Source organism: Nocardiopsis xinjiangensis YIM 90004 (assembly GCF_000341145.1).
Taxonomy (GTDB): domain Bacteria; phylum Actinomycetota; class Actinomycetes; order Streptosporangiales; family Streptosporangiaceae; genus Nocardiopsis; species Nocardiopsis xinjiangensis.
The window spans coordinates 119363-139089 of sequence record NZ_ANBE01000031.1 but is presented as its reverse complement, the minus strand read 5'-3'; the positions used below and the strand labels follow the sequence as shown (position 1 = coordinate 139089).

The 19727-nt window shown below is 70.8% G+C and carries 17 protein-coding genes; 7 read left to right on the top strand and 10 right to left on the bottom strand.

Annotation, left to right across the window (positions count from 1 at the left end; translation table 11 throughout):
- Positions 1-679: 679 nt before the first annotated feature.
- Together D473_RS0115395 and D473_RS0115390 are read left to right on the top strand one after the other, a co-directional pair.
- Positions 680-1885 carry an MFS transporter gene (locus D473_RS0115395; protein WP_017609956.1) on the top strand — a complete coding sequence of 402 codons (1206 nt, stop codon included), beginning with the start codon at positions 680-682 and terminating at the stop codon, positions 1883-1885.
- A 103-nt stretch (positions 1886-1988) separates the two neighbouring features.
- A complete protein-coding gene (locus D473_RS0115390; RefSeq protein WP_017609955.1) occupies positions 1989-3128 on the top strand; it encodes a hypothetical protein in 1140 nt (379 codons plus the stop codon).
- Positions 3129-3227: 99 nt separating this feature from the next.
- Here the strand turns inward: D473_RS0115390 and D473_RS0115385 are convergent, their stop codons facing one another.
- The 4 genes from D473_RS0115385 to D473_RS0115370 form a co-directional block, all read right to left on the bottom strand.
- Positions 3228-4592: a GntP family permease gene (locus tag D473_RS0115385; protein ID WP_017609954.1), complete on the bottom strand. Its 1365-nt coding sequence runs from the start codon at positions 4590-4592 to the stop codon at positions 3228-3230.
- Positions 4589-5800 carry a glycerate kinase gene (locus D473_RS0115380; protein ID WP_051043095.1) on the bottom strand — a complete coding sequence of 404 codons (1212 nt, stop codon included), beginning with the start codon at positions 5798-5800 and terminating at the stop codon, positions 4589-4591. The genes D473_RS0115385 and D473_RS0115380 overlap by 4 nt, the downstream gene beginning before the upstream one ends.
- A gap of 64 nt (positions 5801-5864) precedes the next feature.
- A complete protein-coding gene (locus D473_RS0115375) occupies positions 5865-6968 on the bottom strand; it encodes a sugar diacid recognition domain-containing protein (RefSeq protein ID WP_051043093.1) in 1104 nt (367 codons plus the stop codon).
- A gap of 60 nt (positions 6969-7028) precedes the next feature.
- Positions 7029-8042 (bottom strand): SDR family NAD(P)-dependent oxidoreductase, encoded by a 1014-nt coding sequence (locus D473_RS0115370; protein ID WP_017609951.1) that lies wholly within the window; start codon positions 8040-8042, stop codon positions 7029-7031.
- Between the two features lie 235 nt (positions 8043-8277).
- Between D473_RS0115370 and D473_RS0115365 the strand changes: the two genes are divergently transcribed.
- Positions 8278-8892, top strand: coding sequence for a TetR/AcrR family transcriptional regulator (locus D473_RS0115365; protein WP_033353439.1), 615 nt, complete (start codon positions 8278-8280; stop codon positions 8890-8892).
- A 57-nt stretch (positions 8893-8949) separates the two neighbouring features.
- Here D473_RS0115365 and D473_RS0115360 read toward each other — a convergent pair whose 3' ends face one another.
- Complete coding sequence (locus D473_RS0115360) at positions 8950-9987, bottom strand: NAD(P)-dependent alcohol dehydrogenase (protein WP_026126990.1); 1038 nt, start codon at positions 9985-9987, stop codon at positions 8950-8952.
- 445 nt (positions 9988-10432) lie between these two features.
- Here D473_RS0115360 and D473_RS0115350 point away from each other — a divergent pair, with 445 nt between their 5' ends.
- Entirely contained in the window at positions 10433-10756 is a 324-nt protein-coding gene (locus D473_RS0115350) for a MerR family transcriptional regulator (protein ID WP_017609948.1), read from the top strand.
- Positions 10757-10795: 39 nt separating this feature from the next.
- On the opposite strand, the gene D473_RS0115345 is transcribed toward D473_RS0115350, so the two are convergent.
- From D473_RS0115345 to D473_RS0115335, 3 genes are all read right to left on the bottom strand, one after another.
- Positions 10796-12229, bottom strand: a complete 1434-nt coding sequence (locus tag D473_RS0115345; RefSeq protein WP_017609947.1) for a DEAD/DEAH box helicase — start codon at positions 12227-12229, stop codon at positions 10796-10798.
- Between the two features lie 155 nt (positions 12230-12384).
- Positions 12385-12588, bottom strand: a complete 204-nt coding sequence (locus D473_RS0115340) for a cold-shock protein (RefSeq protein WP_017609946.1) — start codon at positions 12586-12588, stop codon at positions 12385-12387.
- Positions 12589-12978: 390 nt separating this feature from the next.
- Positions 12979-14604, bottom strand: a complete 1626-nt coding sequence (locus tag D473_RS0115335; protein WP_017609945.1) for a PucR family transcriptional regulator — start codon at positions 14602-14604, stop codon at positions 12979-12981.
- A gap of 269 nt (positions 14605-14873) precedes the next feature.
- Between D473_RS0115335 and speB the strand changes: the two genes are divergently transcribed.
- The 3 genes from speB to D473_RS0115320 all read left to right on the top strand — a co-directional run bounded on the left by speB (position 14874) and on the right by D473_RS0115320 (position 17782).
- Positions 14874-15833 (top strand): agmatinase, encoded by a 960-nt coding sequence (gene speB, locus D473_RS0115330; protein WP_017609944.1) that lies wholly within the window; start codon positions 14874-14876, stop codon positions 15831-15833.
- A 171-nt stretch (positions 15834-16004) separates the two neighbouring features.
- Positions 16005-16754: a HEAT repeat domain-containing protein gene (locus tag D473_RS0115325; protein ID WP_017609943.1), complete on the top strand. Its 750-nt coding sequence runs from the start codon at positions 16005-16007 to the stop codon at positions 16752-16754.
- On the top strand, positions 16748-17782 hold the full coding sequence (locus D473_RS0115320; protein WP_017609942.1) for a MerR family transcriptional regulator: 1035 nt from the start codon (positions 16748-16750) through the stop codon (positions 17780-17782). Before D473_RS0115325 ends, D473_RS0115320 begins: the two co-directional genes overlap by 7 nt.
- Before the next feature lie 77 nt (positions 17783-17859).
- Here D473_RS0115320 and D473_RS0115315 read toward each other — a convergent pair whose 3' ends face one another.
- Both D473_RS0115315 and D473_RS0115310 read right to left on the bottom strand, forming a co-directional pair.
- Positions 17860-18489 carry a hypothetical protein gene (locus tag D473_RS0115315; protein ID WP_017609941.1) on the bottom strand — a complete coding sequence of 210 codons (630 nt, stop codon included), beginning with the start codon at positions 18487-18489 and terminating at the stop codon, positions 17860-17862.
- A gap of 114 nt (positions 18490-18603) precedes the next feature.
- Positions 18604-19515: an ATP-binding cassette domain-containing protein gene (locus D473_RS0115310; RefSeq protein ID WP_026126988.1), complete on the bottom strand. Its 912-nt coding sequence runs from the start codon at positions 19513-19515 to the stop codon at positions 18604-18606.
- Positions 19516-19727: the final 212 nt, after the last annotated feature.

The window sequence follows — 19727 nt, the reverse complement described above, 5'->3', positions numbered from 1 at the left end:
CCGGTATCAGTGCTCTTACGAGCACCAACACCGGCCTGTAGTGCTACCAGGAGCACTGTCAATGCCCGGGCGGAGCCCGAAGCTTTTCCGGGGGAGCGCACACGCCACTCGCCCCCGGCCTCAATGCGCCACCGGGAGTGCCGGGGCCAGGCCTGTTCCCCCGTAGGAGGGCTTCCGCAGGAGCGAACCACCACGCACACGCCGCAAGCGTTGGTCGCAATGTGGCCACCACAGGGGGTTTGGTAGTTGGCCCCCCCCCTTCTGCGGCGGATGAGGGGGCCGGCCGGCAGGTGTTCGGCGGCGAGAGCGCAACAGCCCCGCGTCAAGGGGCGGACCGCACACCCCGAGGCGCCCCACACCGACCCCGCACCACCCCGCACCTTTGGGCAGGTCCCGAGTATGTGGGGGGGGCGCCGAAGCGGGTTGCGGGAAGCCCCGGCCGGGCTAAGCTCGACGCTCCGACGAACACCACCCACCTGAACCGGTCCACTTCGCCGGTCCACTTCGCCGGTCCATCTCGACCACACCCCAACCCCCAGCGCCCCACCGAGCCTCGACCCGCTTGCCACCCATCCACCCGCTCGCCCCTATCCGCTCGTCCCCGCCCGCCGAGAGCCACTGCCCCGGTCCGCCAGGGGCCGTCTCGAGCCGCGAATCGGTTGGTCCCTAGGGTGGGCGGATGCTCGTGCGCAACCGTTGGTCCGTCCTGGCCGTCAGTCTGGTGGCCCAGGTCTCCAGTGTGTCTGCGATGTTCGGCGTCCCCTTCGTCCTTCCCCAGCTCCGGGACGCTTTCGGGGTCACGACCGCGGAGGCGGGTGCGCTCGCGGGGCTGCCTTCGTTCGGTCTGCTCCTGACCCTGCTCCTGTGGGGCGTGGTCATCGACCGCACCGGCGAACGGGTCACGATGACGCTGAGCCTGGTCATGACCGCCTGCGCCCTCGGGTTCCTGTGGACCGTCGCGAGCCTGTGGACGGCCGGTGCCGTCCTGTTCCTGGTCGGCGCGGTCGGCGGCCCCATGAACGCGGCCAGTGGACGGTTGATCCTGGTCTGGTTCGCTCCCTCCGAGCGCGGGCTGGCGATGGGGATCCGCCAGTCGGCGCTGCCCCTGGGCGTGGGCATCTCGTCCCTGGTCCTGCCCAGTGCCGCCGACGCGTGGGGGTTCGCCGCGGCGATGAGCCTGCCGGCCGTGCTCGCGCTGGTGGCCGCGCCGCTGGTGCTCCTCGTGGCCTCGGCGCCGTCCCCGCCCGCGATCGACGGGGAACAGGACCGCACCGGTAGGGAGAACGTCCCCGAAGCGGGCGGACCTTCCGGTTCGCCCTACCGCACCTGGACCCTGTGGCGCGTGCACGGGGTGAGCATGCTCCTCGGTGTTCCGCAGGTCGCGATGATGACCTACGCGCTGGTCTATCTGGTGCAGGAACAGGGGTGGTCCGCGCCCGCAGCAGGTGTGGTCGTCGCCCTGGCCCAGGTGCCCGGTGCGGCGGGCCGCCTGCTCCTGGGGATGTGGTCGGACCGTACCGGCGACCGCCTGCGTCCGGTGCGGTGGCTGGCGATCGTGTCGGGGACCTCACTCGTGTTGCTGACCCTGGTGCCGGGGTTGTGGTCGTGGACGGCGGTGCCGCTGGTCCTGTCGGGCCTGGTGCTGACCATGTGGCACAACGGACTGACCTTCACCTCCGTCGCGGAGCTGGCCGGAACCTCTTGGGCCGGGCGCGCCCTGGCCGTGCAGAACTGGTTGCAGGGGATCAGTACGACCCTGACACCTGTCCTCATGGCCGCGGTCATCACCCTCATGGGGTTGCCGGCGGTCTTCGGTGCGGCGGCGGTCTTCTCCGCGGCCGCGATCGTGGTGGCGCCGGTGGCCACCTCCCGCCGCTCCGGGTGAGGTCGCTCGCTGCCCGTCCTGCCTCGTTCCGTCGGTACCGTGGCTTCCGACCCCGCTCGTGACACAGAGCAGCACCCCGCACCGGATGGGACGCCCGAGAGAAATGACCGACACCGATCGCCGGCGCGCCTTCGTCGAGACCCTCGTTCCGGCCTTCAACAGGTTCGGGATCGAGGCCGAGTTCGTCCCACCGACGAGCGTGCGCATCGAGGTTCCCGAACACGAGGGCTTCACCAGCGATTTCGCCGACGCCGCCGACCAGGCCGCCGACTTCCCGCCCGAGGCGCACCCCGAGCTCGCCGAGCAGCTCGCCCTGGGCATGATGCGGCAGATGCGTGAGCGGGGTATCGCCTTCGGCACGCACTACCCGCCCCGGTCCGAGGACCAGGCCCGCCAGGTGGTCCTGCGGGCCTTCGACGAGCGCGGCATCGACGCCCGTTTCGACTTCCCCGACACCCTCCTGCTGCCCTTGGAGGACGGCCGCCTCATGCGCGCCGACGCCGCGGGCCTGATCGAGGCCCTCGACGGGCTCGAGGAGGAGCAGGCCTTCGAACGCGCCCAGGGGTACGCGGTAGGGGCCGTTGCCGAGCTCGCCCGCCACCAGCCGGCCGGCAGCAGCCAGGGACAGCTGCGGGTGCGCCTGTACCCCGACGAGGCCTTCCCCGAGGGCGCGCTGGAGCATTTCGTGGCGCGGCCCTTCGTCGACGGGGTCCACGAACTGGTCGTCCTGGATTTCCCCGACAGCATCCAGCCGATGCGCCGCGACCAGCTCGACGGGTACGGGCTGACCGAGCTGCAGGCCTTCACCCACGCGGTGGCCGGGGCCCTCGAGGAGCCGGTCCAGGCCGACAGCATGGACGCTCTGGGAACCACCGTCGTGCACATCGGCGGTGAGCACACCTACACCGGTGCGCAGCTGCACGCCCTCGAGCGCCACCTCGGTGACGCCCCGCACGGCGCGCTCGTGCTGTTCCCGTCCCCGCCGGTGGTCATGGCGCACGAGCTCGGCCAGGGCGACCCCGTGTCCGCGATGCGCACCCTGCAGCAGCTCGGATCCCGGTTCTTCGCCGACGCCGACAAGCCGATCACCGAGAACCTGTACTGGTGGCGCCCGGCCACGGCCGAGGGTGAACCGCCGCGCCTGGCCCAGGTCGCCGTCGAGGTCGACGACAACAGCGGCCAGATCGGGCTGTACACCTCCGACGAGGACTTCGCGACGCTGCTGCGCACCCTCATGGGCTGAGACCCGCGACTGCATGGGCCGACCCCGGTCCACGACCGCACACACCGCGCCCCGGGCGGGACCATTCCCACCCGGGGCGCGGCTCGTGCGGTCAGCGGGTCACAGCAGGAACCGGCCGATGACCCAGATCGTCGCGAACGCGGCCGTGCCCTCGATCGCGGTGGCGATGCTGAGGGTGCGGTAGGCGGTCCCGACCGGGATCCGGCTCAGCTGTGAGACGACCCAGAAGTAGGAGTCGTTGGCGTGCGAGACGACCATCGCGCCCGCACCGACGGCGAGCACGGACAGCGCCATCCCCTCGGGAGAGCCCAGTCCGAGCGCCGGCAGGATCGGGGCGACCAGCGCCGAGGTGCTGACCAGGGCCACGGTCGAGGAGCCCTGCGCGGTCTTGAGCGCGGCGGCGATGAGGAACGGCACGGCCAGGCCCAGACCCAGGTTGCTGAGGGTGTCCTCCAGGAAGTCCGTGATCGGGGAGGCCCCGAGCACGGCACCGAAGGCGGCACCGGCACCGGTGATGAGCAGGATCGGGGCGGCCACGCGTACCGAGTCGTTCATCTGCTCGTTGAACCGGGCGAGCTTGCCGCGGCCCCGCAGCAGCAGGGCGGCGGCGCCCAGGCCCAGGATCAGCGCGATCACCGGGGTGCCGAGGAAACCCACCACGCCGAGGAGCGCGCCCTCACCGAAGGGGGCGCCGGGCAGCTCCGCCACGGAGCCGGCGCAGATGAGCACCAGCGGCAGCAGGATCGGAAAGAAGGCCGGGAATGCGTTGGGGAGCTTGCCGTAGCTCTCGCGCAACTCCTCCCAGGACTGCTGCACGGCCAGGTCGTCGCCTTCCTCGGCGGGCAGCGGCGTGAACTCCTTGCGGCTGAACGAGCTCGCGTAGGCCAGGCCGGCCAGCGCCGCGACCGCCGACACCGGCACGCCGAGGGCGATGATCAGGCCCAGGTTGTGGGTGATGCCGATGTTCTCGGCGGCCGCGAGCGGGCCGGGTGTGGGCGGCACCAGGGTGTGCGTGGCGTACAGCCCCGTCATCAGGGCCATCGACGTGGCCAGGGCCGACACCCCGGTGCGCAGGGTGATGGCCTTGCGCAGCGAGTTGAGGATGACGTATCCGGAGTCGCAGAAGACCGGGATGGCGACGACGTAGCCGATCAACGTCATCGTCAGGTTCGGGAAGCGGGTCCCCAGCACCTTGATGAGCGCCTCGGCCATCGAGATCGCGGCCCCGGAACGCTCCAGGATCACCCCGATCATGGTGCCGAACAGGATCACCAGGCCGATGTTGCCGAGGGTGCTGCCGAAGGCCTCGGTGATGGTTCCGACGATCTCGGTCGGAGGCAGGCCGAAGGCGAAACCCCCGAGGAGGGCCGCACCCATGAGCGCGAGGAAGGGGCTGACCTTCCACCGGGCGGTGACGAGCACGATGCCCGCCACGAGGACGAGGAGGATGAGGAGCGCGGTCACGGGCGTGGTTCTTTCTGCGAGCGGGACGGTGCGAGGGAGTCCAGGAGCCGGCAACCGTTGTAGGTCGTCCAGGTGATGGAGGGGAGGGCGTCCTCCTGCATCCGGGTGAGGCTGCTGGGCCCTTGCGCGATGGACAGCGCCGCGGTGATCCCGGAGTGTTCGAGCTCTTCGGGGCCCACCGCCACACTGCCCGCGACCACGAGGACGGGGACGTGGCCGGGGGTCATGCGCCGGACCGCGTCCACGACCTTGCCGTCGAGCGATTGGCGGTCGAAGCGGCCCTCGCCGGTGATGACGAGGTCGGCCCCGGACAGCAACCGTTCGGCGTCCAGGGTCTCGGCGACCAGGCGGGAGCCGGGGAGGAGCTCGGCGCCCAGGACCGCGGCCAGAGCAGCAGGCAGGCCCCCGGCCGCCCCCATGCCCTCGCGGCCCCGGACGTCGGTCCCGGTGGTTTCGGTGAGCACGTCGGCGAGCCGGCCCAGGCCGGTGTCGAGCACGCGCACGTCCTCCGCGTCGGCGCCCTTCTGCGGCCCGAAGACCGCTGCGGCGCCGCGTTCGCCCACCAGGGGGTTGGTGACGTCGCAGGCGATACGCCACCGGACGGACCGTGCCCGCGGGTCCAGCCCCTCCAGGTCGACGCGGTCCAGGTCGGTGAGGCTGCCGCCGCCGTCGGGCAGTTCGGTGCCGTCGGCGGCCAGGAAACGGGCCCCCAGCGCGCTGAGCAGCCCGGTTCCGCCGTCGGTGGTGGCCGAACCGCCGATGCACAGCAGGATCTCTTCGACCCCCGCTTCGAGTAGTGCTTCCACGAGCGGGCCGATACCGCGGGTGGTGGCGGTGCGCGGCCGCAGGGGCACGTCGGAGACGGTCGGCAGGCCGTTGGCCTCGGCGGCCTCCACGACACCGCGGGTGCGGTCGGGTGAGAGACCGTAGCGGGCGGTCGTGGGCCGGCCCACGGCGTCGGTGGTGTCCACGGTCAGGACGGGGGTGTCCCAGGAACCCAGCAGGGCGTCGAGGGTGCCCTCGCCGCCGTCGGCGAAGGGCATCGTGTCGATGTGCACACCGCCCGGGTGACCGGACAGGGCGCGCTCGGCCCCCCGTGCCATCGCCTCGGCCACATCGGTGGCGCGAGCGCTCCCCTTGAAGGAATCGGGGAGGACGGCGACACGGACGGGAGCGTCCTCGCCAGGCGTGTGAACCACTTTTGACATGTCGGAAAGTTTAAGCACACATGTGGTGCGGTTCGACGTTATGGCGCCCAGTTTTCCTGCGCTTTCATCCAGGACTTATGTGCGATTCGCCCAGTGCGGTGAGTGCGTACAACGCCAGATCGAGTGAGCCGCGGTCGTCGCCGCGCCGGATGTCGAGCCCGGTGATCGACCGGATGCGTTCCACCCGCTGCAGGAGCGTGTTGCGGTGCACGTACATGGTGTCCGCGGCAGCCTGCATGGAGATCGTCGAGCCGACCGCGGCGACGGTGGAACGGTGGTCCGGGCTGAGCGCCGCCGCGCGCCGGGCCAGGCGTTCCAAGGAGCGGCGGGGCAGGTGGGCGACGGCGACCGCCGTCTCGCGCGACCACGGTCCGTCGGTGCCGAGGGGTGGGATCAGAGCCCCGTACTTGCACAGGGCTCGGGACTCCTCGGCGTGGGCCAGCAGCACCTCCACGTCGTCGGTGGGTTCGGTGCAGGTGTGCCGGCTCCTCGGCGGCAGGCCGGCGGCGTCGGGCTTGGGAGGCGGGCCGGAACTGACGAGCCAGAGCGCCCCGTGCAACACCGCCGCGCGGCGCCCGGAGTCGGTGTTGATGCGGGCGACGGCGGTCGCGGCCGAAGGGGGAGGGGCCGCGGCGGAGTCCTCGCGTGGTCGCTCCGAGGTCCACAGGGTGATCGACCAGGGAGGGGACAGCCCGGTGGCGGCCAGGCGCACCCGCGCGGCATCGGGACGGGTGGTGCCCGAGCTCAGGGCGGCTATGAGGTCGCGGGCGTCGGTGTGGCGCCGGGTCGCGGCGTCCTGTTCGTGCTCCTGTGCGACGAGCAGCTGCACGGTCAGCGCCACGACTCGTGCCAGGGCCGCGACCACCTGCGGGGAACCGGTCACACCGACGACCCCGCGCAGTTCACCGTCGACGACGAGCGGTTCGTTGACCCCGGGCCGGTCGGAGGTGCCGGGTTCGGGGTCCTCGACACGGATCGTGCGCCCCTCGGCCATCACACGCTGGGCACCTCGGTGCAGCGTGCCGAGCCGTTCGGGGTCCAGACACGCGATGATCGTGCCGTGCTCGTCCATCACGTTGATGTTGTGGCTGATCGTCGGCGCGATCAGATCGACCACGCGCTGGGCGAGATCGCTGCTCAACGGCGGCCAGCGGCGTGAGTGGGCCATGCAGCACAGGATAGGCACGCCCGGGAGCGCCGCAGGGCCGATCTCCCGGGCTGCCTCCGATCACTGGACCGACCAACCGCCGTCGGAAGGCAGGACGGCACCGTTGATGTTGACGCCGTCGTCGCTGAGCAGGAACGTGATCGAGGCGGCCAGTTGCTCGGCCGTGGAGACCGGCGGCATGAGCTGCATGAACCCGCCGGTGCGCTCGCGCCCGAACTCCGACATGGCCACCCCGCCGGAGATCGCGGTGGCGACGGGGCCGGGGGCGACCGCGTTGACACGCAGGCCCCGTGGCCCGTACATGAAGGCGCTGCTCTGCGTGATGCCGACGACCGCGTGTTTGGTGGCGGTGTAGGCCGTACCCGAGGTGGAGGCCTTGAGCGCCGCCTCCGAGGCGACGTTGACGATCGATCCGCGGCCGGTCTCCAGCATCAGCGGGATCACCGCGCGGCTGAGGCGGAACAGGCCGTCGACGTTGATCGCGAAGATCTTCGCCCAGGCCTCGTCGGTGACCTCGTGCAGCGGCGAGAAGTCGTCGACGATCCCGGCGACGTTGGCCAGCGCGTCCACACGCGGACCGGCGGCCTCGAGCACGCCCTCGATCGACTCGGGGCGGGTGAGGTCGGCGGTCACGGGGACGATGCCGCTGTCGGGCAGCTCCGCGGCCAACTGCTCCAGGCCCTGGGCGGCCAGGTCCACGGCGATGACACGGCCGCCCTCGCGCGCGACACGGGAGGCGGTGGCCCGCCCGATGCCGGAAGCCGCGCCGGTGACGACGACGGTCCGGCCCTCGAAACGGCCGGGGACGACGCGCTCACGCCAGACCGCGCCGGGCTCCTCCTCGGGGATCTCCCCGCCGTTGACCGAGCGGACGAGTTCGTCGATGGTCTCCCGGGTCAGCGCGCCCTGGCTGAGGTCGACGAGCTGGGCCAGGGGCATCGACCGCACCGGTGCCAGCGAGTCGGGGTCCACCCCTGAAGCGGACAGGAGCCCTTCCATGGCGCGGCGCCCTCGTGGATCGTCGAGCCAGGTGCCGATGGTGCTGTGGGCGGTCAGTGGTGCGTCGCTGCTCATGTCGTGCTCCTCGCTGTGGTGGGGGAGGAGGGGCAGGGCCCTCCGGTTGGTTCCCCCGGTCGGTGCGGGCCGCTCCGGGCAGGGACACCCGCCGCGGAGGGTGAGGCGGGGAAGAGTCCGGGGCCTGTGCGGCCTCTTGTTTTGCGACCTCGCGTCGTAAAAACGGTACCCCCTACTTCGCGACGACGAGTCGTGAAAAACCTGTGCGGTGGACCTCACCCCTGACAATGGAGACATGCCGAGGATTCAGGCGGGCAGTCTGTCCGAACACCACGACCTGGTCTGGGGATCACTTCTCGACGCGTTGGAGCACCTGCTCGCCGCCCAGGGGGCCGACTCCGTCACCCTGGCCCGGGTCGCTGCCGAGGCCGGGATCGCCCGCAACACCATCTACAACTACGCGCGCGACAAACAGGCCCTGCTCGCGGCCGCGGCCGAACGCGCAGGGAACGACCTGGCCCCACGGATCTCCGAGATCGCCCGCGAACCCGGATCGGCGCCCGAGCGCCTGTCGGCGACCGTGAGTGCCCTGCTGTCCTTCTTCGTCTCCGGAACCCACCGGCACCTGCTCCTGCAGAGCCTGAACGGGGCCCTGCCCCACGACGTCGGCCGCCGCGCCGGTGCACCGTTCGCGAGCGTCATCGCCGACCTGACCGCGATCATCGAGGACGGCTCCGAGCACGGCCCCTTCCGTGCCGGTGGCGACCCCGGCCTGACCACCCGGCTGATCTCCGGGACCATGGCCGCCGCCGTCCACGAGGTCGCCGCGGACCCGGACGCGCTGCCCGCCGTGCGCGAGCGGACCATGGAGTTCCTGCTGGGCGCGCTCGGGGCCCCCGACCCCGCGTGACGGGCGAGGAACCCGCACGGGCCCCGGGTCCACCTCAGGCGTGGTGCGGGCCCCGGGTCACAGGGGCACGGGCTCGAGCACCGCCCGCATACCCGGCAGGCGCCCGTGGTCCAGGTCCTCCAGGGCCTCCAACGCCCGGTCGAACGGATAGGTTCGCGTGCGCTGGTGCACCCGGCCCCGCGCGGCCAGCGCCATGAGTTCCTGCAGGTCGTTGTAGGTGCCCACCAGGTTTCCGACCACGTTGATCTCACGGGAGACCACGTCGATGGTGGCTACCCCGAGCGCCCCGCCGTAACCGATGACGAAGTAACTCCCGGCATCGCGGGTCATCGCGATGCCCTCCTGCTCGGTGCCGTCCTCACCGACGAAGTCCAACACGACATGGGCGCCCTGCCCGCCGGTGAGGTCCAGGACCTTCTCCACCTGGTCGCCGTCGGCCAGAACCGTCTCGCGTGCCCCGAGCCCCTCGGCGACCCCGAGCACCTCGGCCGACCGGTCCACCACCGTGATGTCGGCCGGGCTCATCGCCAACAGGCACTGGATCCCGATGTGGCCGAGACCGCCCGCGCCGATGAGGACCACGTGCGCCCCCGGGTGCAGGAGCGGGGCGGCCTTGCGCACCGCGTGGTAGGCGGTCAGCCCCGCGTCGGCCAGCGCCGCGACCTCCGCCGGGGCCAGGCCCTCCTCCAGAACCACGCAGGCGCGCGCGTTGGTGCGCAGGTAGGTGGCCATGCCCCCGTCGGTGTCGATCCCGGGGAAGGCCGAGTTCTCGCAGTGCACGTCGTCGCCGGCGCGGCAGGGCCGGCACAGTCCGCACGTGACCAGCGGATGCAGGATCACCCGGTCCCCGACGCGCACATTGGTCACGGCCGACCCGGTCTCCACGACCGTCCCCGCGTTCTCGTGGCCGATCGTGCAGGGGAGCCGGACCCCGCTCTTGTCCGCCCACTGGCCCTCGATGACGTGCAGGTCGGTGCGGCACACCCCGGCCGCGTTCACCTCGACCAGCACGTCCAACGGCCCTTCCACGTGCGGGTCCGGAACCTCGTCGATGGTTGGCGGGCTTTCGTACTGGTGCACGCGTACGGCACGCATCATGCCTCCCTGGAAGCTCTGGTGTGGCTCCTGTCACTATGTCAACACGGCCCGCGTGCACCGGCCAAGGCCTCGTTCCCGGGCCTCGGTGCCGGCGGCCGTGCACATGGTCGTGACGAACGAAACGCGCTCAGGGCTCCGACCGCCCCGCCGTCGACGGGGGCAGGGAGATCGGAGCCGCGACGGTCCGCAGGTCGCCCGAGGCCCCAGGGACGAGGGGCCCGGCGGCCCCTCGGGCGTGCCCGGACCGGGCCGGTGCTCCCGCACCTACCTCCACCGAGCGAGAGAGAAAAACTCTGTCAACGAGAATAGATATTGTCGGACGCGGCTGTTGAGTACCCTGTGAGTACGGCAGATATGAGGTGCCGGGGTGGCGGAGGATACCGGTCCGCTCCACGCCCCTCGGAGTCTCCGCGCCGAGAGCCTCGAACCTGTAGAGGATGCAGTGAGTCCAGAAGCGCAGGACATCGACAGCAAGTTCGACGACGAGGACTACCCGGCCTACAGCATGGGCCGGGCCGCCGAGATGTTGGGCACGACCCCCGGGTTCCTACGGAGCCTGGACAGAACCAAGGTGATCGCGCCCCTGCGGTCTTCCGGCGGGCACCGGCGCTACTCCCGGTACCAGCTGCGCATAGCGGCCCGTGCCCGGGAGCTCGTCGACGGCGGCACGCCGTTGGATGCCGCCTGCCGGATCATCATTCTGGAGGACCAGCTCGAGGAGGCCCAACGCATCAACGCCGAGATGCGCGCCGACCAGGAGGCCTGACCCGTCACGAGGCCTGACCGTGCCTCACGCAGGCCGGTCTCAGGCGGCCCTGCGCGGTGCGAACCGCCGGTTGTTCCCCGGGCGTCGGCGCCGTCCCTGGCCGGACCGGGGCTGCCGGTCGGCGGGCACCGTGATCGTGACGGGGACCCCGGAAGGTGCTTGTGCGCCGGTGACCCGGCTGAGCTCCTCGTCTTCCGGCCGTACGCTCACGGTCTTCGCAGCGATCCCGGCGGTGTCCAGCAGGCGCGACATCTCCCGGCGCTGATGGGGCAGGAGCAGGGTGACGACGCTGCCCGGGGCCCCGGCCCTCGCGGTGCGGCCGCCACGGTGCAGGTAGTCCTTGTGGTCATGGGGCGGGTCGACGTTGACCACGAGGTCGAGGTCGGCGATGTCGATGCCCCGGGCCGCGACGTTGGTGGCCACCAACGCAGTGACGTGCCCGTCCTTGAACTGTCCGAGGACCTTGGTGCGCTGTGGCTGGGACTTGCCCCCGTGCAGGGCGCCGGCTCGGATCCCGTTGGCGAGGAGGTGCGAGACCAGCTTGTCGACGGCCCGTTTGGTGTCCAGGAACATGATGACCCGGCCCTCGCGGGCGGCGATCCTGGCCGTGGCCGCACGCTTGTCGTCCACACCGACCTGGAAGACGTGGTGCTCCATCGTGGTCACGGCTCCGGCCGAGGGGTCCACGGAGTGGACCACGGGGTCGCGGAGGTAGCGGCGGACCAGACGGTCCACGTTGCGGTCCAACGTCGCGGAGAACAGCATCCGTTGGCCGTGGGGGAGGGTGCGGTCGAGCAGGTGGGTCACCTGCGGCATGAACCCCATGTCGGTCATCTGGTCGGCTTCGTCCAGGACCGAGATCTCCACCTGGTCCAACCGGCAGTCGCCGCGTTCGAGCAGATCGGTGAGGCGGCCGGGCGTCGCGACGACGATCTCGGTGCCACGACGCAGTGCACCGGCCTGGCGGCCGATCGAGACCCCGCCCACCACGGTGGAGATGCGCAGCCGTGCCGCGCGGGCATAGGGGGTGAGTGCGGCGGTGACCTGCTGAGCCAGCTCGCGGGTGGGTACCAGGACCAGGCCCAGGGGCTGGTGCGGCGCGGCGGTGCGGCCGGTCAGCCGGGAGAGCAACGCCAACCCGAAGGCGAGCGTCTTGCCCGAGCCCGTGCGTCCGCGGCCCAGCACGTCGCGCCCGGCCAGCGAGTTCGGGAGCGTTGCCGCCTGGATGGGGAAGGGCTCCTCCATCCCGAGCTCGGTGAGCTCAGCGCTCAGAGAGCCGGGAAGGTCCATCTCGGCGAACGTCGGGGCCGAGGGCAGGGGCGGGGTGGTGGTCACGGGCAGGGCGAAGTCCGAGCGCTGTGCGGACGGGGCCTTTCCTCTGCCGGTCCGTCCTTGCGTGTTCCGGCCGTTCGATCGTGAGCGGGCGGCCCGGTTCGATGAACGGTCCTTGCGGCCATCGGTAGTTCGGTCCATGTGCGGCCTTTCTCGGAAGGGAATGAGAGCGCGCGTGGCCGGAGAGCAGCGGGTTCACCCGCGCGGAGCTCCGGCGCACAGTAGAGGAGAGGTACATACAAAAGGCTGTGGCCCGCACTCTGGGTGCGGGCCACAGCTCCAGGGAGTCATCAGCCTCAGGAGGCGACGATGTTCTCCGCCTGCGGGCCCTTCTGGCCCTGCGTGAGGTCGAAACTCACCTGCTGGCCTTCAAGCAGTTCACGGTAGCCGGAGCCGGCGATGTTCGAGTAGTGGGCGAAGACGTCAGGTCCGCCGTCCTGCTGCTCGATGAAGCCGAAACCCTTTTCCGAGTTGAACCACTTCACGGTGCCAGTTGTCAAAATACATCTCCTTCGGGGCGGTACCCGGGACCACGCTGCGTGTTCCCGGAGTTGCCGCAATGATTGCCCGCTCGGAAATGCCGAATCGAACAAGAGCGCTCTCAAGGAAGTCCCTGAGTACGCCGAAGTCTTTGGGAACCAAAACTGCAACTGTCTGTAACAGTAGCACACCGAAACCCCACGTCAAAACAGTCTTGGCATCAATTTTCCTGTACAAAAAATATTTCCCGCGGTTCTCCGGAATTTCTGTCGTGGCCGCTGGAGGTTTTTGCTCCCGCGGTGGACACGGATCGCACGATGTGTGTCCGGAACCGTCGTGGTTCTGTGCGCGGTACGGCCTCCCGACGGGCGGTCGGCGCGCGGGTGTGTTCGCCCGAGAGTCCTCGGCCCTCAGTCCTCGGAGCCGTGGCGGCCGAGCGCGAACCACAGGCGCATGCGCTGTTCGGCGTCGGCCAGGTCCACACCCGTGTCCCGCTCGATCTTGCCGATCCGGTAGCGGACACTGTTGCGGTGGACCCCCAGGTCGGCCGCGGCACGGTCCCAGTTGCCGTGCCGGGCGAGCCACGTGCGCAGCGTCCTGCGCAGGGAGCGGGCCGTGTCGGTGCGCTCTGCCAGCGGCCCCAGGAGCTCACGGCTGAGCGCGGCGGCAGCACCGGGGTCCATCAGGGCCTCGAACGGGTCGGTGTCCTGCTCCCAGAGCAGGGGGGCGCCCATCGCTCGGGCCCGCACCAGCAGGGCGGCCGCCTTCCGGTCGGACCCCGGCAGGCCCTCTGGTGACGCGGGCGGGCCGAGCGCGGCGATCCAGCCGTGGGAGCGCAGCAGGTCCAGGTGTTCCCGGTGGGCACTCTCCCCACGGTCCGTGAGGACGGCGCGCACCGTCGGCGCCCGCCCCTCCCCGGCCTCCGGTACCCGGTCGATCAGGTAGGTCTCCAACGGCAGCTCCCCCAGGGCGCTGTGGCGGCCCCGGGCCACCGGAACGGTCCGCAGGACCCGATGGGTTCCGGGGCCACCCGACGGGCCCCGGACACCGCCGCTCCGCGGACCGGCACCCTCGGACGCGGGTGCCGACCGGGGCACGGGGGAGTGCGGACCGCCGGTCCGGGTGTCGGTGAGCCCGGCGAGCCCGGCCGCCGCCTCCTCGCCGAGCCCGCCGTCCAGGAGCAGCCCGGTGATCACCGGCCCCGGGACGGGTGGTTCCTCGTCACCCGTGCGCGACAGCAGATCGAGCAGGGCGGTGGCGGTGCGCAGGACGGCGCGATCGGTGATCCCCAACGGCTCGGTGCGGCCGACCAGGACCACGCCCCGCCTCTCCTGCGGAGCGCCGACCGTGTGCAGGAAGACCTCGTCACCACCGCTGGTCGCCTTGGCGCTGCGGGGCCCGGAGGGGCCGTTGAGCTTGTCGAGCAGGAACCGCAGCTCGGGGCCGGGGCGAGCGGGCGCACCCGGGGTCCGGTGGGAAGGCAGGGCCGGGTCGGCAGGGTCGAGCGCGGCCCAACCGTCCAGGGAGGCGGCCAGCACCGAAAGGACCCGCTCCACCGGTGCGGGTGCACCGACCGCCAGCGCCAACTCCTGGTGGGCCTCGCCCAGACGGCGGACATCGCGCAGGTGGCGCTCCTCCAGCTCCTCACCGACCGCACGGCTGACCGCGGCGAAAGGTGTGGGTGCGGGCACCTCCAGCAGGGGCAGGCCCTGTGCGCTGCACTGTTCGACCAAGGGAGTGGGGGCGGACCGGTGGAACGGTGCGACCCCGAACCCGAGGGCGCCCACACCGACGCGCACCAGGGAGGCCACGTAGTCACGGATCTGCTCCGCGCTCCCGGACATGTCGATCCCGGCGGTGAGCAGGAGCTCGCCGCCGCGCAAGTACGCGGCGGGGTCGGTCAGCTCACTGGCGACCGCCCAAGCGATGCCCGGGTCGCCCGCGTCGACGAGGGTGTGAAGACCCAGGTCGCGGCGGTCGGTGATCACGCTCAGCGGGACGTTGCGGCTCTCGGCCCGCCCCTTCTTCCCGGCCATGGTTCCTCCGTCGTTCCCGCGCCCGGTGGAAACTCCCACGGGTCCTCGCCCCGGCGCGGCTGCCCGCATCCGGGCGCTTCCCACACCTCCGGTGACCCCGGGCTGTGGACGGTTCGTCCAAAGTCTGCCCCGAAACCGTACGGTTCGGCCACTGGAACGGGGGCGGGCGGCTCCTTACGCTGACCGGAACCACGACCGTGCCACAGGCGTCCGGGAACGGCCGAACCACGCACGGGACCCACGTCGACGACGACAGGAAGAGCGATCCGATGAGTACACCGATCGGCCCCACGGACTCCAGCCTCGTCCCGCGCTTCGCGGGCCCCGCGACCTTCGCCCGCCTTCCCCGCATCGACCAGGTCGGGCATGCCGACGCCGCCGTCGTCGGCGTGCCCTTCGACACCGGCGTGTCCTACCGCCCCGGCGCCCGTTTCGGCCCCTCCGCGATCCGTGAGGCCAGCCGTCTGCTGCGCCCCTACCACCCGGGGCTGGAGGTGGCCCCGTTCGAACGCTTCCAGGTCGTCGACGGCGGTGACATCCCCGTGAACCCGTACTCCGTGGGGGACGCGGTGGAGACGCTCGACCAGGGCGCCTCGGAGTTCGTCGACGCGGGCACCCGGCTCGTGACCCTGGGCGGCGACCACACCATCGCGCTGCCGCTGCTGCGCTCCCTGTACCGCAAGCACGGTCCCATCGCGATGCTGCACTTCGACGCCCACCTGGACACCTGGGACACCTACTTCGGCGAGCCCTACACACACGGCACCCCGTTCCGCCGGGCCGTGGAGGAAGGCATCCTCGACACCGAAGCCATCGCGCACGTGGGAACCCGGGGCCCGCTCTACGGCAAACGCGACCTGGAGGAGGACCGCCGCTTCGGCTTCGGGATCGTCACCGCCGCCGACGTCATGCGCAAGGGCGTGGACGAGATCTCCGACGCCCTGCGCCAACGCATCGGAAACCGGCCGCTGTACGTTTCCGTGGACATCGACGTCCTCGACCCCGCCCACGCCCCCGGAACCGGGACCCCCGAAGCCGGCGGGATCACCAGCCGGGAACTGCTGGAGATGCTGCGCGGGTTGTGCGACCTGAACCTGGTGGGCGCCGACGTGGTGGAGGTCGCTCCCGCCTACGACCACGCGCAGATCACCTCCACGGCCGCCTCGCATGTGGCCTACGACCTGGTGGGCCTGCTGGCCCTGAACCACTCGAAGAGGGCGGGGAGCTGAGCGTTCCCGCGTGAACCGGTACGCCGCGGCCCGCCTCCACGGCCGACCGCGGCGACCTCCGTGGACGAAGCCGGCGCCGAGCCGGCCGGCGAGCGGGTGAGCGCTCTCCCGGCCCTTCGGACCCGGACTTGACCTTGACACCGTGACAAGGTCTTCACTTGGGCGCAGGAGGTGGTCGCGATCAACACGAACCCGCAGAACGCCCGTGTGGCCCGGGCCTTGGAGAGCGACGACACGTCGGTCCGGCTCCGGGCGGCCATGGCGGTCGGCTCGAACCCCGACCCCGTGTTCCTGGAGGTACTCGTCGAGCGGTGCGCGGTCGAACCGGACTTCTACGTGCGAGACATGCTGTGCTGGGCACTGACCCGGCTCTCACCGGAGGCCACCCTGCCCCGGATCCGCCAGGAACTCGTCTCCGAACGCCCCCAGGCCCGCAGCCAGGCGCTGCACCTGCTCTCCAAGATCGGCGACAGGAACGCGTGGCCCTGGGTCACCCGAGCCGTGCTGCGCGACACCGACGACGGGGTCGCTCGCACCGCATGGCGCGTCGCGGTCGTCCTGGTGCCCGAGGAGGAGGGGACGAAGGAGCGACTGGCCGACGAACTGGCCCTGCAGTTCGGACGGGGCGACCGCAGCGTGCGCCTGAGCCTGAGCCGGGCCCTCGTCGATCTCGGTGACGTGATCGGGCCGGTTCTGGAGAGGGCCGCGCTGAACCCCGACCCGGGGGTGGTCGCGCACGCCCGCGCCACGGAACTGCTCCTGCAGGACCCGGAGGCCGGTTTCGACGCGGCGGTCGAAGAGGCCGAACGTATGGTCACACTCGGCCCGGAACGTGCTGCTGCCGCCGCCGCTGCCGAGGCTGCGTCTGCGGGTACCGGGACGACGGAGCCCGCCCGTCCCCCGAAGGCCGCGGATTGCTGATCGGTGAGGTGGCCCGCCGCTCCGGGGTGAGCGCCCGGATGCTCCGGCACTACGACACTCTGGGGCTGGTGCGGCCGACCGGACGCACCGCCGGCGGCTACCGCGAGTACTCCCTCGAGGACGTCCGCAGGATCTTCCACGTCGAGAGCCTGCGGTCCCTCGGGCTCTCCCTGAAGCAGATCGAGCGCGCGCTGAAGGACCCGTCCTTCACACCGGCCGCCCTGGTCGGTGACCTCATCCGGTGGACGGAGGACCGCCTGGCACGGGAACAGGAGCTGCTCGAGCGGCTCCGTGCGATCGACGCATCGGCACCCACCGGATGGCAGGGCGTGCTGCGCGTCGTGGAACTCCTGCGGGGGCTCGACTCGGCCGACGCCGCACGCAGGCAGCAGACCGTCCTGGCCCGGCCGGAGGAGGAACCGGTCCCCGCCGAGCTGCTGGTCGAAGCGGTCCTGACCGAAGACGATCCCCACGTCGCGGGCGCCCTGCGTTGGGCGCTCGCCCGATCGGACGGCGACACCGTGGCGGCGCTGGAGACCGGCGCGCGTTCGGAGGACGTCCGCATCCGGCGGCGCGCGGTACGCGCGCTGGCCGAACTGCCCGGGTCCCCGGGTGCGGTGGCCGCGCTCACCGAGGCCCTCGGGGACCCGGACCGGCAGGTGCACAGGCACGCGGCCCTGGCCCTGGGCAAGCACGGCGAGGCTGTGGTCGTGCCCGCGCTCGTCGGCATGGTGGTCGAGGGGTCCAACGACGTGGACGCGGCCGAGATCCTGAGGACGCTGTCCCGGGAATCGGGGTGTGCGGACCGGATCACGGCCGCCCTGGCCGGCGAACTCGGCGCGCCCGCCGCGGACACCGCGACGCGGATCCGCCTCACCCAGGCGTTGGTCGAGCTCGCGGGGCCCGCCGCACAGGAGGTCCTGCGCAGGCTGGTCCATGACGGCGACCGCGCCGTGGCTCTGGTGGCCTCGGCCTTCGTCGGGGTCCTCGAGGAACGCTCCCGCCGGGAGCGGGCCGAGGATCCCTGAACGCGGGTGGCCCGAGCGTGCGGTCCTTTTCGGGACCGTGCGGGCCGGGACACAGGTATTGGTCGAACTCCCTCGTGTCAGCCAGGCACATCACGGCGAGTGTGGCAGAGGAACCCCACGGCCGAGAACATCGACGCCAGCCCGGAGAGGACGACTACGGCCGGTACGGAACCGGCCGCCACCGGCGACTCCGCGAGTACTCGACCGAGCAGCTCCATCCCGGCGGAGAAGGGCATCCAGCCCATGACGGGGGCGAGCATCGGAACCATTGACATCAGTTGCTCCAGGAGCAGCATCCACACCAAGGGGACGGCGATCGCCGCGGCGACCGAGCGGGTCAGTACGGCGAGGGACATCGCCACTACGCCCCACACCAGGATGATCGACAGGTAGACACCCAGATAGCCCCAGCCCTTGGCGGACATGATGAGCCCGTCCGGATAGAACTGTGCGGCCACGAGCGCAAGAGCCATGCCGATGACATATGTCAGGGACAGGAACGACGAGGTGGCCAGAAGCTGCGCAGCGAAGGACGTCCACCGTCGGCGCTGGGTCAGGAAGGAGATCTCCGTGGAACCGTTCCGGATCTCGGTGGCCGTGGAAGCGCCGGCGAACACGACAGCCAACATATGGAAGATGCTCGCGCATTTCCCAAGGTCGCCTGCATCGATCGGTCCCTGGTACTCGATGTCGTACAGAAACGTCATCAGGATTATCGGCCCGAAACAGGATCCGATCAGAAGTGCGGAATGAACCGCCGTGGAGCGTAGAGTCCACAGCCGCACGATTTCAGCCCTCAGTGAGTGATACACCTTGTTCCTTCAGTTATGAGCACGGTAGACGGAGGCGTTCTCGGTGAGCTCGAGGAAGATTTCCTCCAGGCCGACGGGTTCATCACCGAGCGCTGTGACGAGCAGCCCGAGGTCCCGGCACAGGCGGGACAGCGCCGAGGCATCGGGAACAACGCTGTTGTAGGTCACGTTCAACCCGTCCGGCCTTCTGGTCACGGCCACGCCGATCTCGCGCAGACACCTTTCGAGAACCTCGTCGGCGTCGGTCCGCACGATCGTCTTCCCGTTGTGTCGATCCAGGAACTCCGCCATCCCGGACTCACAGATCAGTCGGCCCCGGCCCACGACCACCAGCCGGTCGGCGACGAGCTGCATCTCCGAGAGCAGATGTGAGGAGACCAGGACGGCGCGGCCGTCGTCGGCGTTCCGGCGCAGTACGGAACGCATCCAGTGCACCCCTTCAGGGTCCAGGCCGTTGGCTGGCTCGTCGAGGACGAGGTTTCGCGGGTTTCCCAGCAGGGACGTCGCCAACCCCAGTCTCTGCTTCATACCGAGGGAGTAGCCCCGGATCCGTCGGTGAGCGGCCGCACCCAGCCCCACTGCATCGAGAACCTCGCCCACCCGGGCGGGCGGCAAGCCGGCGGATGCCGCAACCACCTGTAGATGTCCTCGTCCCGTTCGGCCCGGGTGGTACCAGGAAGCGTCGAGCACCGCGCCCGCGGCCTCGACCGGACAGGAATGACCGTGAAAGGGGAGTCCATCGAAAAGGGTTTTTCCGGAGTTCGGTCGGTCCAACCCGAGCAGGCACCGCATGGTGGTTGATTTCCCGGCGCCGTTCGGTCCCAGGAACCCCGTGACGGAGCCATCGGGAACTGTGAAGCTCAGGTTCTCGACGGCGACGGTGGTGCCGTATTTCTTCGTGAGGTTTTCGACTTCTATCATCCGGTTGTTCCTTCTGCGGGTTTGGTGTCGAGTTCGGTGGCCGGAACAGTGGTGTCCGGCGCTGGAACGTTCATGGTCGATAACCCTAGGAAGGGAGGTGCCGCTCCGGATCAGCCCTGGGACGTGAGCCCTCTATGACCCTGGTCGTACTCGGTGAGTCGGGAATCGTCCCTGTGACGGACAACTCGCCGGCGCAGGTCGGAGACAATCGG